Source organism: Aquitalea sp. LB_tupeE, from assembly GCF_013391415.1.
GTDB lineage: Bacteria > Pseudomonadota > Gammaproteobacteria > Burkholderiales > Chromobacteriaceae > Aquitalea.
On record NZ_JACAXB010000042.1, the window covers coordinates 107,449 to 124,063 of the forward strand.

At 53.2% G+C, this 16,615-nt stretch carries 13 protein-coding genes and 3 tRNA genes; 5 read left to right on the forward strand and 11 right to left on the reverse strand.

The genetic code is table 11. The features are described from left to right. Positions 1-30 precede the first annotated feature (30 nt). A complete protein-coding gene (sodB, locus tag HWX34_RS20345; RefSeq protein WP_178974004.1) occupies positions 31-612 on the forward strand; it encodes a superoxide dismutase [Fe] in 582 nt (193 codons plus the stop codon). 100 nt (positions 613-712) lie between these two features. Here the strand turns inward: sodB and HWX34_RS20350 are convergent, their stop codons facing one another. The 11 genes from HWX34_RS20350 to HWX34_RS20400 form a co-directional block, all read right to left on the reverse strand. Then, entirely contained in the window at positions 713-2,557 is a 1,845-nt protein-coding gene (locus tag HWX34_RS20350; RefSeq protein ID WP_178973985.1) for a SurA N-terminal domain-containing protein, read from the reverse strand. 77 nt (positions 2,558-2,634) lie between these two features. Then, positions 2,635-2,711 (reverse strand) — tRNA-Asp (locus HWX34_RS20355). 6 nt (positions 2,712-2,717) lie between these two features. After that, positions 2,718-2,793, reverse strand: a tRNA-Val gene (locus HWX34_RS20360). 42 nt (positions 2,794-2,835) lie between these two features. After that, positions 2,836-3,105 carry an HU family DNA-binding protein gene (locus tag HWX34_RS20365; RefSeq protein WP_043572292.1) on the reverse strand — a complete coding sequence of 90 codons (270 nt, stop codon included), beginning with the start codon at positions 3,103-3,105 and terminating at the stop codon, positions 2,836-2,838. 176 nt (positions 3,106-3,281) lie between these two features. Beyond that, entirely contained in the window at positions 3,282-5,696 is a 2,415-nt protein-coding gene (gene lon / locus HWX34_RS20370; protein ID WP_178973986.1) for an endopeptidase La, read from the reverse strand. A gap of 143 nt (positions 5,697-5,839) precedes the next feature. Next, positions 5,840-7,120, reverse strand: coding sequence for an ATP-dependent Clp protease ATP-binding subunit ClpX (gene clpX / locus HWX34_RS20375; RefSeq protein ID WP_178973987.1), 1,281 nt, complete (start codon positions 7,118-7,120; stop codon positions 5,840-5,842). Between the two features lie 16 nt (positions 7,121-7,136). Further along, a complete protein-coding gene (clpP, locus tag HWX34_RS20380) occupies positions 7,137-7,769 on the reverse strand; it encodes an ATP-dependent Clp endopeptidase proteolytic subunit ClpP (RefSeq protein ID WP_178973988.1) in 633 nt (210 codons plus the stop codon). 24 nt (positions 7,770-7,793) lie between these two features. Next, on the reverse strand, positions 7,794-9,101 hold the full coding sequence (tig, locus tag HWX34_RS20385) for a trigger factor (protein WP_178973989.1): 1,308 nt from the start codon (positions 9,099-9,101) through the stop codon (positions 7,794-7,796). A 474-nt stretch (positions 9,102-9,575) separates the two neighbouring features. Further along, positions 9,576-9,651 (reverse strand) — tRNA-Thr (locus tag HWX34_RS20390). A 44-nt stretch (positions 9,652-9,695) separates the two neighbouring features. Continuing rightward, complete coding sequence (locus HWX34_RS20395) at positions 9,696-10,106, reverse strand: hypothetical protein (protein ID WP_178973990.1); 411 nt, start codon at positions 10,104-10,106, stop codon at positions 9,696-9,698. A gap of 477 nt (positions 10,107-10,583) precedes the next feature. Beyond that, positions 10,584-11,339, reverse strand: coding sequence for a bifunctional 2-polyprenyl-6-hydroxyphenol methylase/3-demethylubiquinol 3-O-methyltransferase UbiG (locus tag HWX34_RS20400; RefSeq protein ID WP_178973991.1), 756 nt, complete (start codon positions 11,337-11,339; stop codon positions 10,584-10,586). 450 nt (positions 11,340-11,789) lie between these two features. Here HWX34_RS20400 and HWX34_RS20405 point away from each other — a divergent pair, with 450 nt between their 5' ends. From HWX34_RS20405 to HWX34_RS20420, 4 genes are all read left to right on the forward strand, one after another. Then, positions 11,790-12,206 carry a LexA family transcriptional regulator gene (locus HWX34_RS20405; RefSeq protein WP_045844710.1) on the forward strand — a complete coding sequence of 139 codons (417 nt, stop codon included), beginning with the start codon at positions 11,790-11,792 and terminating at the stop codon, positions 12,204-12,206. Continuing rightward, entirely contained in the window at positions 12,203-13,465 is a 1,263-nt protein-coding gene (locus tag HWX34_RS20410) for a Y-family DNA polymerase (protein ID WP_178973992.1), read from the forward strand. The genes HWX34_RS20405 and HWX34_RS20410 overlap by 4 nt, the downstream gene beginning before the upstream one ends. A 246-nt stretch (positions 13,466-13,711) precedes the next feature. Then, a complete protein-coding gene (locus HWX34_RS20415; protein WP_178973993.1) occupies positions 13,712-14,818 on the forward strand; it encodes a DUF6516 family protein in 1,107 nt (368 codons plus the stop codon). Positions 14,819-15,292: 474 nt separating this feature from the next. Beyond that, a complete protein-coding gene (locus HWX34_RS20420; protein ID WP_178973994.1) occupies positions 15,293-16,591 on the forward strand; it encodes a hypothetical protein in 1,299 nt (432 codons plus the stop codon). Positions 16,592-16,615 lie beyond the last annotated feature (24 nt).

Sequence of the window (16,615 nt, forward strand, 5' to 3'; positions counted from 1 at the left end):
GCAAGCCCAATTCTCAACAAGGAGAGCATGATGGAACACAAACTGCCGGAACTGCCTTACGCACTGGATGCGCTGGCCCCCCACATCTCCAAGGAAACCCTGGAATTCCACTACGGCAAGCATCACCAAACCTACATCACCAACCTGAACAACCTGATCAAGGGCACCGAATTCGAAAATGCCTCGCTGGAAGAAATCGTCAAGAAATCTTCCGGTGGCATCTTCAATAATGCCGCTCAGGTATGGAACCACACTTTCTATTGGTTTGGCCTGGCTCCGAATGCTGGCGGCGAACCGACTGGCGCGCTGGCTGATGCCATCAACGCCAAGTGGGGCTCCTTCGAAGAGTTCAAAAAAGCCTTCACCCAGACTGCTATTGGCACCTTCGGCTCCGGCTGGGCCTGGCTGGTGAAGAACAGCGATGACTCCCTGGACCTGGTATCCACCAGCAATGCCGCCACCCCGCTGACCACCGACAAGACTCCGGTCCTGACCTGTGACGTGTGGGAACATGCTTACTACATCGACTACCGCAATAGCCGTCCGAACTATCTGGACAGCTTCTGGAAGCTGGTAAACTGGGACTTCGCTGCAAAGAACTTTGCTGCCTGATCAGACCAGATAAAACAAAGGGCCTTACGGCCCTTTTTTTATTGCTCAATGCAATCCAAGCAACAGACAGGACCGGATTCCGGCCCCGTCCGTCAGATCATTACTGTTCGCTTTGATCGTTCAGCTGCTGCTTGCCCATCTTGATGGGGTACTTTTGGCGCAGCGTCTCCAGATAGCTACCCAATTGGCTGCGTGCTGCCATCTGCACCATGGCCCCTGCCAGTTGAGTCCGCTCTTCATCTGTCACCGCCGCCCCAGCCCCCACACTGGCAATCTGATAAATGGCATAGTCGCCATTATCATGCTTGCTAGCAGCAAAAGCCGGCAGGGTGCTGATTGCCGCAGAGAATACCGCCCGCACATCACCCGGAATCATATTGCCAGGATTACGACGCGAAACAGTTTGCAGTTCACCCCACTTCTGACCGTCCACACCCTTTCCAGCTTTAAGCTGAGCCAGCAGGGCCTGACCTTGTTTTTCAGCCAGCTTGGCACCCTCGGTGGCAATCAGCTCACTCTTGATGACATCACGCACTTCATCCAGTTTCTGCTGACGCTCCGGCTGATGATCAGCCACACGTACCACCACCAGATTACCGCCACCAATATCAACAGGTTCACTATTGTGCTTTTTCTTCAGCACATCATCACTGAAGGCCGCATCCAGCACCTTGGCATTGGCCAATACCGGGTCAGCGGACTTCTTGTCACGAGATAGCCAGTCAGAATGCTGAATCTGCAACTTCAGCGCATCTTGCACACCCTTTAGCGAGTCAGCCTGCTGATAGGCAACTTCTGCCAGCTTGTCCGCCATGCTGCGCAATTGACCAGCAGCCTTCTGCTGCTTCAGTTTGGCTTCCACCGCGGCCTTGACTGCGTTGAAGTCCGACTGCTTTATCTCATCCAGTTTGATGATGTGGTAACCGTACTCGGTTTCCACAACCTCGCTAATCTTGCCTGCCTGCATGCGGAACGCGACATCATCAAAAGGCTTGACCATCGCACCACGGGCAAAGAAGCCCAGATCGCCACCATTAGCTGCCGAGCCCGGATCTTGCGATTTGGCTTTGGCCAGCTCAGCAAACTTGCTCGGGTCAGCACGAAGCTGTTTGAGCAAGGCCTCAGCTTCAGCCTTTACCTTGGCCTTATCCGCCGGCTTGGCATCCTTGGGAACAGTCAGCAGGATATGCGACGCCCTGCGTTCTTCACCAGACAGATCTGCCTTGTGCTGCTCGTAGTATTGCTTTACCTCAGCATCCGTCACATTGAGCGTGGCCGCCACAGACTGCGGAGAGAGCAGCACGTAATCCAGCTTAACCGATTCGGCCGTACGGAAGCGCTTGGCATTGGCGTCATAAAAACCCTTCAACGCCGCATCATCCGTTTTGACCTGGGACGCAAAGTCAGCCGGTTTCAACAGCAGCAGGCGAACCTGACGCTCCTGTGCCATCAAACCACCCATGCGCTCCACTACACTGCGAGAAACAAAACCAGTGCCAGCAAAATTGTTGATCTGATTTTGCAACATGATGTCACGGCTGATTTTGGCTTCAAACGCCTCGGGCGACATATTGCGTGCCGCCAGGAATTCTTTATAGCGCGATGCGCTGAATTGGCCGTTTTCCTGCAGTTCAGCAATGCCGGCAATCACTTTACGCAATTGCTCGGGACTAACAGTTGCACCGCCATCCTGAGCGGCTGCAAGCAACAAGTCCTGACGGATCAGATCTTCCAGAGCTTGTTGACGAGTCGCGGCATCAGAAGGCTGTCCTTCCAGAAGGCGGTCCAGGTCCCGCTTGTAAATTTTGGCGGAACCCACCTTGACCAGATATGGGTCTTCCACGGCAGAGGTATAACTACCCACACCAAAGCCAACAAAGGTCAGCGCAACCGCGCCCAGAATGACTTGAATGGCAATTTTATTATTCTGAACAAAATCGAACATGGCGATATCGGCGCAAGCCACCCCATTGGTAAAAAAAAAGGTGAACGACTGAACACGTTCACCTTTTCTGTAGATTCTGGCGGAGTGGACGGGACTCGAACCCGCGACCCCCGGCGTGACAGGCCGGTATTCTAACCAACTGAACTACCACTCCAAACTGTGGTGGGCGTTGACGGAGTCGAACCGCCGACATTCTGCTTGTAAGGCAGACGCTCTACCAACTGAGCTAAACGCCCGCTATAAAACCTTGCCGTTATCTCTAACGACAAGGTTGCAGATTATAGCGCGTCTTTCAGTGCTTTGCCAGCACGGAACTTCGGAGAACGTGCAGCCGGGATCTTGATGGTTTCGCCAGTTTTCGGGTTGCGACCGCTGCGTTCAGCACGCTCGCCAACATAGAAAGTACCAAAACCTACCAAAGTCACGGTGTCGCCCTTTTTCAGAGCGTCGGTAACAGCGGCAACCATACCATCCAGTGCCTTGGCAGCTGCAGCTTTGGAAATATCAGCTTCAGCGGCGATTGCATCAATCAGTTCAGACTTGTTCACGTAAGTCCCCTTTCGTCGTTCTTCGGTCTACGTAATTCGGATAAAAACCGCTTGCTTTATAGCAAGGTCAAAATCCTTGTGTCAAGCGGCTTCCAGAGGAATATTGCCTTTTGGCAAAGCCATCCGGAAAGCACAAGCGGCCCGGTAATTTAACTACGGCTGCAACATACTGATTTTTAATGCGTCATTACGGATACACCAGATGCACCTTCCGGCGCGGGGTGCAACTCGTCCGGCTTCGTGCCATCGGGCAAGGGTTCGGGCTGACGCTCCAATGCCAGGGCCAATACCTCGTCGATCCACTTAACGGGATGAATCTCCAGCTTCTGCTTGATGTTGGCAGGAATATCCACCAGATCCTTGGCATTGCCATGCGGGATCAACACATGCTTGATTCCACCACGGTGCGCAGCCAGCAGTTTTTCTTTCAAACCACCAATGGGGAGCACTTCCCCACGCAAGGTGATTTCGCCCGTCATTGCCACGTCAGAGCGTACCGGAATTCCCGCCAGAACGGAAACAATTGCAGTCGTCATGGCAATGCCGGCACTCGGTCCATCCTTGGGTGTTGCACCTTCAGGCACATGAATGTGCATGTCATGCTTTTCATGGAAATCCGGCTTGATTCCCAAGGCACGCGAACGACTGCGCACCACGCTCATTGCCGCGGTGATCGACTCCTGCATCACCTCACCCAATTGGCCGGTACGGACGATATTACCCTTACCAGGCAAGGAAACCGCCTCAATAGTGAGCAGCTCGCCACCCACTTCGGTCCAGGCGAGGCCCGTCACCTGACCAATACGGTTTTCCTGCTCGGCCACGCCATAATCAAAGCGATGTACGCCCAGATATTTGTCGAGGTTCTTTGCATTCACCGTAACCTTGGCAGCCTTGTTCTTGCCGAGCAGCGTGCTGGTCACCACCTTACGGCAGATCTTGGCAATTTCCCGGTCCAGGCTACGCACGCCAGCTTCACGTGTGTAGTAGCGCACGATGTCACGCAAGGCACTCTCATGCAACACCAGCTCACCATCCTGTACGCCATTAGCCTTCATTTGCTTGGGCACCAGGTACTTCAGCGCGATGTTGACCTTTTCGTCCTCGGTATAACCTGCAAGACGGATGATCTCCATGCGATCCAGCAAGGCATGCGGAATATTCAGCGAATTGGCCGTGGCCACAAACATCACATCAGACAGGTCGTACTCAACCTCGGCGTAATGATCGACGAAAGAGTGATTTTGCTCCGGATCCAGCACTTCCAGCAAGGCAGATGAAGGATCGCCGCGGAAATCAGCCCCCATTTTGTCCACCTCATCCAACAGGAACAGCGGGTTCTTCACCCCAACCTTGCTCATGTTTTGCAATACCTTGCCCGGCATCGAGCCGATATAGGTACGACGATGGCCACGAATCTCGGATTCATCCCGCACACCACCCAGGGCCATGCGCACAAACTTGCGATTGGTCGCACGGGCAATGGACTGCCCCAGAGAGGTCTTACCCACCCCTGGCGGCCCTACCAGGCACAAAATAGGCGCTTTGAGCTTGTCGACACGCTGCTGCACCGCCAGGTACTCCAGAATGCGCTCCTTGACCTTTTCCAGGCCAAAGTGGTCCTCATCCAGCACCGCCTCGGCATTGGCAACATCCTTGTTGATCTTGGTCTTTTTCTTCCAAGGCAACTCAAGCAAGGTATCGATGTAATTGCGCACCACCGTCGCTTCCGCCGACATGGGCGACATCATCTTGAGCTTTTTGAGCTCAGCACCGACTTTGTCCTTGGCTTCTTTCGGCATACCTGCCAGACGAATTTTCTTTTCGAGCTCGTCGATGTCGCTGACTTCATCCATGTCACCCAGTTCTTTCTGGATGGCCTTGACCTGCTCGTTCAGGTAGTACTCGCGCTGACTCTTTTCCATCTGACGCTTGACGCGCCCGCGAATGCGCTTTTCTACCTGCAAGATATCGATTTCGCCTTCCAGCTGAGACAACAGATGCTCAAGCCGTGCGCGCACATCAAACATCTCCAGCACTTCCTGCTTTTGCTCAAGCTTGAGCGGCAGATGGGCGACGATGGTATCCGCCATGCGACCGGCACGCTCAATACCAGCCAGCGAGGTCATGACTTCCGGAGGAATTTTCTTGTTGAGTTTGACGTACTGTTCAAACTGGGCCAGCAAGGCACGGCGCATGGCCTCGGACTCAGTGGAGTCTTCGCCATCAGCAGCCAGCGGCGTGATGGTGCCGACGAAGCAACCACCATCCTCTTCAACCTGGGAAATTTGCGCGCGCTGACGCCCCTCGACCAGCACTTTTACGGTGCCGTCCGGGAGTTTGAGCATTTGCAGCACCGAGGCAATCGTGCCGACGCTGTAAAGATCATCCGCTTCCGGCTCGTCCTTGGAGGCGGAGCGCTGGGCAACCAGCAACACCTGCTTGCCTTCGTCCATGGCACTTTCCAGCGCCCTGATTGACTTGGCTCTGCCGACAAACAGCGGAATGACCATATGAGGAAAAACAACCACATCCCGCAACGGGAGCAGGGGCAATGTGGTTTCTTCGCGGAGTTCTGCGGGTTGGGGCATATCACCTAACCTTGCGTACGTGAAACATTGCATGAAAGATGGGGCGGTCATGCTGAAAATCAACACCCCATACTAAATCAGTTTGGCGACATTACAAAAGAAAACCGCCCATGAAGGGCGGCTTTCTCTGCGACTGAACAAACTCAGGCAGACTGCGCCTGCTCATCCTTGTCACGATAGATAAACAAAGGCTTTTCACCTTTTTCGATAACCTTTTCATCCACCACGACTTTTTCCACATTTTCCATGGATGGCAGTTCGTACATGGTATCCAGCAGCACACGCTCGATGATGGAGCGCAAACCACGCGCACCGGTCTTGCGGATCAGTGCCTGCTTGGCAATGACACGCAATGCAGACGGACGCACTTCCAGCTCGACGTTTTCCATGCGGAACAAGCGCTGATACTGCTTGATCAATGCATTTTTGGGCTGCGTCAAAATGGTGACCATGGCCTCTTCATCCAGCTCTTCCAGCGTAGCCACTACTGGCAGGCGACCAATCAACTCGGGAATCAGACCAAAACGGATGAGGTCTTCCGGCTCTGCTTCCTTGAACAAGGCAGAGGTGGACTTGCTGTCATCCTTGGAGCTGACTTCCGCGCCAAAACCGATCCCACCCTTTTCCGACCTGCGGCGAATGATCTTTTCCAGACCATCAAATGCACCACCGCAAATGAACAGGATGTTGGTGGTATCCACCTGGATGAATTCTTGGTTCGGATGCTTGCGTCCACCTTGCGGCGGAATAGAGGCAACCGTCCCTTCGATCAGCTTCAATAAGGCCTGCTGCACACCCTCACCCGAAACATCACGCGTAATGGAGGGGTTTTCCGACTTGCGCGAAATCTTGTCGATTTCATCGATGTAGACAATGCCGCGCTGGGCCTTTTCCACATCGTAGTCGCACTTTTGCAGCAGCTTCTGGATAATGTGCTCGACGTCTTCGCCCACATAGCCAGCCTCGGTCAGCGTGGTCGCATCAGCAATCACGAACGGCACATCCAGCAAGCGTGCCAGCGACTGCGCCAGCAGTGTTTTGCCGGAGCCGGTAGGCCCCACCAACAGGATATTGCTCTTGGCGAGCTCGACCTCATCCTTGTCGCTTGCCGGGGTGTACAGACGCTTGTAATGGTTGTACACGGCAACAGAGAGCGTTTTCTTGGCGAAGTCCTGGCCGATGATGTACTGATCCAGATCGGCGCGGATTTCCTGAGGGGTAGGCAACGCAGTTGAAGCAGCTCCTGCCTCACCGATTTCACCCACAACCTTTTCCAGCTCCTCGCGAATGATGTCATTGCAAAGCTCAACACACTCATTGCAAATAAACACCTGAGGACCGGCGATCAGACGCTGGACTTCATGCTGACTCTTTCCGCAGAAAGAGCAATACAGAAGTTTTTCGTTGCTGCTTTTATCAGCCATTAGCTAGTTCCACTGCTTACGCCGTAACATCCTTGCGGGAGGTCAGCACTTTATCAATCAGGCCATATTCGCAAGCTTCATCGGCAGACATGAAATTGTCACGCTCGGTATCCGCCTGCAAACGCTCCATGGTCTGGCCGGAATGCTTGGCCAGCAACTCATTCATCTTGGCCTTCACTTTTACCAACTCACGTGCATGAATTTCAATGTCCGTCACCTGACCACTCAGGCCACCGCCATACAACAGCGGCTGATGGATCATCACGCGGCTGTTGGTCAGTGCAAAACGCTTGCCCTGCGTGCCTGCCGAAAGCAGGAAGGCACCCATGCTGGCAGCTTGACCAATACACAGTGTAGAAATGTCCGGCTTGATGAAATTCATCGTGTCATAAATGGACATGCCAGCGGTAATCGAGCCACCCGGAGAATTGATGTAGAAGTAGATATCCTTGTCGGGATTTTCCGACTCCAGGAACAACATCTGCGCTACAACCAGGTTGGCCGATTCATCGGTGACAGGCCCTACCAGGAACACGATACGCTCCTTGAGCAGGCGCGAGTAGATGTCGTAAGCACGTTCACCACGACCACTCTGCTCCACCACCATAGGCACCAGGCCCAGCCCTTGCGGTTCAATCATCGATTTCATCGACCAACTCCGTTTGTATCGTTATCAGGCGTTGTTACCCATCAGGGCATCAAAGGACAGTTCTTCTGCTTCAACCTTGGCCTTGGACAGAACAAATTCCACGACATTGTCTTCCAGCACCATGGAGGTCGGGCCTTCCAGACGATCTGCACTGGCGTAATACCAGGTCAGCACTTCTTCCGGATGCTCGTAGCTGTCAGCAAACTCTTCAATCATGGCCTTAACCTGTTCCGGCTTGGCTTCCAGCTTGTTCGCTTCTACCACTTCAGCCAGGATCAGACCCAGAGCCACGCGGCGCTCTGCTTGCTGGGCAAACAGTTCCGGAGGGAAAGGCATGTCTTTTACATTCATGCCACGTTGCTGCATATCACGCTGAGCCTGTTCGATCAGACGGCCGATTTCCAACTGAACCAGCGCCTTCGGCAGAGTGATTTCGGTGGCATCCAGCAGCGCCTGCATCACGGCTTCCTTGGTACGGGCTTGCAAGCGACGCTTCACTTCACGCTCAACATTCTTGCGAATTTCAGCGCGCATCTTTTCCACGTCGCCATCAGCGATACCCAGCAGCTTGGCAAACTCTTCGTTTACTTCCGGCAGGGTTGCTTCAGCAACATTCTTCACGGTGATTTCGAACACCGCAGTCTTGCCCGCTACATCCTTGCCATGATAGTCAGCCGGGAAAGACACTTCCACATTCTTGACTTCGCCTTCTTTCAGGCCAGTCACGCCAGCTTCGAAGTCAGCCAGCATCTGGCCCTGACCAATTACAAACGGGAAGTTTTCGGACGAACCACCATCAAACAGCACGCCATCAATGCTGCCCTTGAAGTCAATGATCACGCGATCACCTTCAGCAGCGGCACGCTCCACGCGGTTGTAACGGGTACGTTGCTTGCGCAGGATGTCGATAGTCTTTTCGATTTCCACATCGGTAACCGGGGTGGAAGGCTTCTTGATTTCCTTGTCGGCCAACTCGCCAACTTTCACTTCCGGGTAAACTTCAAAAGTGGCGGCAAACTTGAAGTTTTCAACATCACCTTCGGCAGCAACCGGCTCGAAGCGCGGGTAGCCAGCAACACGCAGCTTTTGCTCGCTGACTGCGCTGTAAAAACCTTGCTGAACCTGCTCGCCCAACACCTCTTCACGCACTTGGGCACCGTAGTTGGCTTCAACAATCTTCAGCGGAGCCTTGCCCGGACGGAAACCTTGAATCTTGGCAGTGCGAGCCACGCGCTTCAGGCGCTCGGTCACTTGGGCATCAATGGCAGCCATCGGCAGAGCGATGTTCATGCGACGCTCAAGATTGCTCAACGTTTCCAGTTGTACTTGCATGTTCAATCCTTAAACTAGTCAGCTGAATACGAGTTCGGCTCTTGCACGAACAATTCGTATCTTGGAAAACAGGTGAAACCCTCCAAGGGCTTCGGCTCTATATGGGGCCTTACGCCCCAGCTACAAGTGCAGTTCATACACCGCCAGCACAACAGCCTTGGCAGGACAGCACTACATTGTGAAGACGCGCAGTATAGCATGCACCCTGTTTTGTATGCAGCCGAATCACCGCCACCCGCAAGCACGCAAAGCACAACAAGATAAAAAGGAAAAAATCAGCAGAGATCTTGCCAAGACACCATACGCGAGCACCACCAGGCACATGGCATGGCAGATAAACCCACAGTCGTGTCTTGCACTCACCACAATTGGAAATGAGCCATATCCACAGCAGGACACTCCAACCTTGAGCCACAACACACTAGAGTGATAAACGCAAAACGGGCCTTGTATCTCTACAAGGCCCGCAGTATTTGGTGCCGGCGGCAGGAATCGAACTCGCGACCCCCTGATTACAAGTCAGGTGCTCTACCAACTGAGCTACACCGGCGAAGGGTTGCAATATAGCGCCCCGCCATGAGATTGGCAAGAGGCTCAATGCATTTTTTTATGCTTCTTTTTAATGTTCTTTTTTATATTGTTGTTTTTACTTGGTTTATGCGATTTGTATTTCTTAGCATGCAATGAATGACTCGCAGCAACCTTCCCTGGAACTTTGGCTTTATGGGCCTTGGCGGATCGGCCATCAGCCTTACGAAGCTTTCCGGTCTTGTTTTTTGCGTGAACATGGCCAGAGTGCTTGGCATGGACTGCAGACCGATACTCCTTCCCCCCGCGCTTTACCGCCACCCCTGCATCTTGGTGTCGGGTCGATTGCTTTACCGTCTTGACAGGTGCATTTTGTACATCACCAGGTAAAGGAATATCTTCCGTTTCGGCATGCGCAACACCAGACAGTAACAACGCACCCAATAGCAGGGCACGCCCAATAATGGAATGATTCATAATCAAGTCAGAGCCCTTATGGTTTACCTAATTCGGTCAGGCGTGAAGAAAGGGGAACAAACCAGTCATGTTAGCACGGCTTGCAGACACACAAGCAGTCGTATCAATTTAGAGACGAACTCACCCACAAGAACCCAAGCCCGGAAAACATCCACACAGATACTGCTACACCCAACCAGGCTTGAGAACGATGCGAGCGATGGGACAGGTCAAGCCGCACCTGTTGACGAAAATGCGGAAATGCATCCAATGGAATAAACCGCAGCTTGAATTTGAAGCAGATGAAAATATATAGAAAAACAGAAAACAATATAAGACACGCATATCTAACTGATGGTGCGAGCGGAGAGACTCGGAAATCCCAAAAAATCAATAACATCAGGCCATTTAGGACAGTTTTGGGACAAGAACCACGCCTGAATGCTCACCCACACTTTCCGATCAGCACATTACCTCATCCTGTCCCAGCAACCACAACTACCCGCAGTAAGCCACCGCAATCAACTCCCGGCTCGACGGTGTCACCGCAGCGCCGGACCAATCGCCATACCACTCCACCCCGCCAAACCCCGCCAGTGCCAAATGCCTGGCAATCTGCGCCTGTGTCATGAAGCGCAACACACTGCGACTCACCAGCTCCGCACCCGATTGCGCAAAGTAATAATGCGTACCGAAAGCAAGCAACTCCCCATCCGGCCCATCCCCCTCCAGCGCGTGATACAGCGACACCAACTCCCCCGCCGGGGACTGCACGACGCGCCGTGAGCAGTCTGGCGACCACTGCTGCCAAGGGGCACATGCCGGATTACGGCTTTCAAACAGAAACCGACCGCCCGGCACCAGGCGTGCGCAAATGGCCTGCAAGGTTTCCTGCACAACATCATCCGTCAGCAAGCACTGAAACGCATGGCCAGTCATCACTGCCACATCGCACTGCATTTCACGCGGCAACTGGGAAGCAACACCCGGCAACCACTGCACCAAGTCACCACCATCACGCGACCGCGCCACCGACAGCATGGCCTCTGCCGGGTCAATACCACACACCCGATGCCCCAGCCTGGCCAGCCGCACGGCAAACACACCCGTCCCGCAGCCCACATCCACCACTGATACCGGACGCGCGCCAATCAGGCGCTCATAAAACAGATAGTCCGCATCGCCTGCGTTCAACACATCGTACAAACCGATCAAGCGTGGATCGCAGTACTGCGCATTTTCGATGTCAACCAATATCATCCCCAAATGTAAAGCTATGCCTCAGCACGCGCCCAAGCCATGACTTTATACAGTTGCGACTATCTGAGAAGAATGAACATTCTCACCTACGCCATCACACATAGGACTTATCACATAGACCTGCATCAGCTCGACCAACGTGATCCTCACACCAGCCAGCTGATGCCGTCAGGACCTGGCCCTGACGGCCTTTGATCATGATAGGGGCCAGGTAGTCTTGCCAGCACTCCCGGCCATGGCAGGTCGCCAGCTGGTAGATTGAAATGGCCTGCCAGCTGGCGCGGGTTGGGGGGCATGAAGTTGATGCACATGGCGGCATGGTATGTCGTACACCCCGGCCTTGCCAAGCATGCCAGCTTCGCTTTTCCACACACAAATCCTCACCCTTCACTGCGTGCTTTCTGCTATATTTGATTTTGTACATAATCATATCGAGCTGTTGCCATGCACTACCCCATCCCCCTGTCCCGCTCCAGCCCGCTGCGTATCCCGCTGGTGGCCAGCAGCGTGCGCGCCGGTTTTCCCAGCCCGGCCGACGATTACGTGCAGGACAATATCAATCTCAACACCCTCTTGGTGGACGACCCGGACTGCACCTTCCTGATGATGGCCAGCAACGATGCCATCCACGGCATTTTCAAGGGCGACTATGTGCTGATCGACAAGGCCCGCACGCCAGTGCATGGCAATGTGGTAGTGGCCGCGCATGAGGACGGCTTTGTGCTGCGCCGCCTGCACAAGCAGCAAGGCATGCTGGCACTGCTGGCCGACGCGCCGGGTTATCCCATGATTCCGGCGGAAGGCGATTACACCTTGCAGATATGGGGGGTGGTGATTGCCGTGGTGCGGCGGCTGGTATGAGCACTTTTGCGCTGGTGGATGGCAACAGCTTTTACGCCAGTTGCGAGCGGGTGTTCCGCCCCGATCTCGTCGGCCGCCCGATCATCGTGCTGTCCAATAACGATGGCTGCGTGGTGGCCCGCTCGGCCGAGGCCAAGGCGCTGGGCATTCCGGCCTTCCTGCCTTTCTTCCAGATACAGCAACAGTGCTACCAGCACCGTGTGACGGTGTTCTCCAGCAATTACGCGCTGTACGGTGACATGTCGCGCCGCATGATGAGTGTGCTGTCACGCTTCGCCCCGCAGCAGGAAATCTACAGCATCGACGAATGCTTTCTCGATGTGACAGGCATCCCGGACCTGGACAGCCACGGTCACCGCATCCGCCAGGCGGTATGGCAGGGCCTGGGCATCCCCACCTGTGTGGGCATGGGCAGCAGCAAGACGCTGGCCAAACTGGCCAACCACGTGGCCAAAAAGCGGCCAGAGTGGAACGGCGTGTTTGAATGGGACTGGCTGAACCCGCGTGAAGCCGACCGGTTGCTGGCCGAATTTGCGGTGGGTGAAGTGTGGGGCATCGGCCGCCGCATTGCCGAAAAGCTGACCCTGATGAATATCCACAGTGCTTTGGATCTGAAACAGGCCGACCCGCGCCACATCAAACGCAAGTTCAATGTGGTGGTGGAACGCACGGTGGCGGAGCTGAACGGCGTAGCCTGCCTGGCGCTGGAGGATGTGGCTCCGGCCAAACAGCAGATCATCTCCAGCCGCAGCTTCAGCCGCCTGGTACACGACCTGCCCTCGCTCTCCGCCAGCATCAGCCACCACGTGGCCCGCGCTGCCGAAAAGCTACGCACCCAGGGCAGCACTGCCGGGCTGATTGGCGTCAGCATCCGCACCAACCCGTTTCGGGACCTGGGCCAGTACCACGGCTACACCTGCGTGCCACTGGTGCATCCCAGTGCTGACACCCTGCTGCTCAACCAGGCGGCCCAGGCCGCGCTGCGCGCCATCTGGCGCAAGGAGTTCAGCTACCACAAGGCCGGGGTCATCCTGATGGACATCGGCCCGGCCACCCGTCAGCAGCAGGATATGTTCTCCCCCCTGCCCGACCCGAAACGCAACCGGCTGATGGCGGCCATCGACAAGCTCAACCGGGACTTTGGCAGCGGGACGATCAAGCTGGGGGCGGAAGGGCTGACTGAAGACTGGAGGATGAAGCAGGAGAAGAAGTCACCCTGCTACACCACCAGGGTGAGTGACATCGTGAAATTGATGTGACGCTACTGGGCAATAGTGAATGATTTTTGGCCTTTGCGGATGGTAACCACCAAGAGACACGGATTCCGATTCTGTATTGATTGCTGCCATTAAAGCATCTAGAGAAGCAGGGGACGTTTGCGATGAAATCGTAACCACGTATAAAAACTACAATCAATATAATTGACATATGTATTTTATGTCTTGTTTTTTCATACCTTGGGCATATCTAAAGAGAGCCACCCCTCCCTCTATGAAAGGCTTCCCTTGAAGATCAATGAACTGATACAGGTGTGTTTTGAGCACGGTCTTAATGGTCGAGATACCGATACTTGCGTAAAAGCTATAGCAGTCAATTTCTTGGAACCTGCTAAGCCTGTTGTAACAATTGAAATGTCCAAGCTAGCCGACTTGTTGCGCATGATGAGAACTGCTGACAGTGCCCACGCCTATGTCGCAGGAGGTGTATTTCACTTCAATGCACTATTCAAACACAGCAAAGAGTTTCCTGCGCCTCGCATCTACTTCATGAAGGGTAAAGATTTGCTGGAGGTAAATAAAATAGGGACATACCTACAAAGTAACGGGATAACCTTGCCACCTGTACACGATGGACATCTCGCGACACTCCTTGATGACAAAGATTACCCTAACCGCTTCCAAGCATGGCATGCCCGCCGGGAAGAAGATGTGGCCCCATTTAGAGGACTACTAGATGGGAGGGTAAAAAACACTGCTGTTGAAAAAGGGATGTGGCTCTCTTCAGGCGGAGGCTGTTTGGTTTGCGGCAACAAGACTGAGTTGATGTCAACAACAACGCTTATTGCAAAATCTGGTTTAATGATTGGGCTGCAACTTTGTGAGCATCATGAAAATGAGACCAAGGATCATACAAGCCTACTGAATTACATTGCAAATAAAATGGGTATTCCCGCACCACTTCTTGTCGATGCCAAGATCCACCACCATGACAACCGAACAATTACAATAAGTTGTGAAGCGATAAAAGTAGAGTTAGATTGCACGATCGAAGTAAAGGAAAAAACCATTACAGCCCTCCGCAAGTCTGGGTTTAGGATCATCCTCAGGCAAGACTCGCTTTCTGATTATGCTTATAATATTCAAGACCCAACAAAAAAGCAGATATCAAGAATCGACTCTGCGAATCATCACAAAGTCGCATACGGCCCAGATCATATTCATCGCAGCTTGACAAAATCAAAGAAAAATAAGGTTGAATCCAGCTTTACATATGGTTTTGCAATAGCTGACCTGAAAATAATTCGCAAACTTGTTGAGGATGCTGAAGCGAACTGGGAAGCTGCCGCAGTTGATAAAAATGACTTAAATGACAACAATTCAGATTCAGAATAGCTGATATAAATATCATCCTCTTGAATCGCCCATAGCCTACTAGGTAGGTTTACGGCTGCTTTCACATTGAAAGCAGCCGTTTTTAATTAGTTATGAGAAGGATAACTACGGACAACCAACTGATGATGCGCCAAGCTCGGCCTTACAGGCCAAGCGCAACGTTAGCAATCAGTCCGCAGTTGCCAGTGACGATCACAGCGTCTAAATGATGGCTTTCCTCTGCTACTTAGGGCTGCACTCGACCCATTGTTGCTTGCAACGTAGTAGAAAATCAGCGAAAGTTATTAGAAGATACCGGCCATTTCTAAGTTCCGTTATCAAATGACTGCACTCTGCCTCTGAGAACGCATACTATCTACTCAAAGCAGAAGTTCAGCGCAAATCATTTGCCCTCACTTCGGCCTGAGCTACCATCTATTACTTTTGGCCTAGGTGTCAGCGCAGGGCCTGATACCTAGGCCTAGGAAATTTCACATGACCGCCTTACCAGGTGCGATCCCGTCCGCCATTTGGCAAAACGACTTTACTGCGGACAATCTAATTGACTACGCGAATGCGTCAAGACAATTGTCGTCCTACATTCGCGTGTTGTGCCAAGAGGGCTTCAGACACTTGGTTGTCCCGAGCAGAGGCTCTGTGCCATTCATTAGGGCCGCCGAAAGCGCGTGGAATCTCGAATTGCGGGCACTCCCGACCTACCAAGAGAGGTATCAGCAGAATATGGAGCTCATTGGATCGCCGTTCATGCAAGAACTGGTGCTTCCATTCTCGGCAGACCCCAACGATGCGACACAGACAACCGCTGCAATCCGCAGGTACTGGAGCCGGGTACTCGCTGCGATCGTTAAGCGTGACGGCAAGGACCCTTACCTTGGCTTCTACAAGGTCCTTGTCGAACGGCTAGCGAAACGGTCTTGGCTTAGCGCACTGCCACGCGACTTGCCGCAAGAGAAGTTTATCTTCATCGACACAGTGGTGTCAGGTAGAGCAATCTGCGAAATCATTGATGCTTTCCAAGAGGTCGGGCTCGCGCACTGTTATTTCATTCTGATCGCCGATGGAAACGGGAATGAGATTGCACCTAAGTACAAGCGTGTAATTGATGACCTAGTATCCAGAGATCGCTGCACCATAATTTGTGTGAAGCGTCTTTTCACTGAGGACAGGGGGCCTGCAGTTAGCGGCGTCTGGAGTACTGTGTATCCTCAGATGCTCAATGCCGTCCGCAACAAATATGCATGGGCGAAAGACGCCTACGGAGCAGGTACATTCTACCATCAGGTTTCTAGCTCACAAGTTGAGCCGGTGGAAGGCATCGGTAACTCTGAATACAACATGCCGGTCACGCGTATGTATGCATCGATTTCCACTGGTATCTTCACCGCCTTACATTCACTCCATGAAATGGATGTAGTTGAGGCAAAGCTCGCGTCCACTGTGGGACGTAATACAGCAGGTTTTGACAGCCTCGTCGCAAAGCACCGATCGGAAATAGAAGTAAGCCTGCGCAGGCAGCTCGACTATCAGCTTTTTCGTTTTCACAAGACTATCGAAGAATTAAAACCGTATACGCCGTTGGACAAATTAACCACCAAGCTCTTGTCAAGTCCAAGAGTGTTGCAAGCACACGCCACTGCCATAGTGGACGTCTCAAGCTCTCATCTAGTCAGAGTCACATTCAAGGACAATGAGGTAGCCGATTTCATGCGGGAGGTCGATTGCGAACTGAAACTAGGGAAGGACGTGTTGGCAGACTGGTTCCGTAACCGGTAGCGCTAGGCTGGACAACTGCCGAGC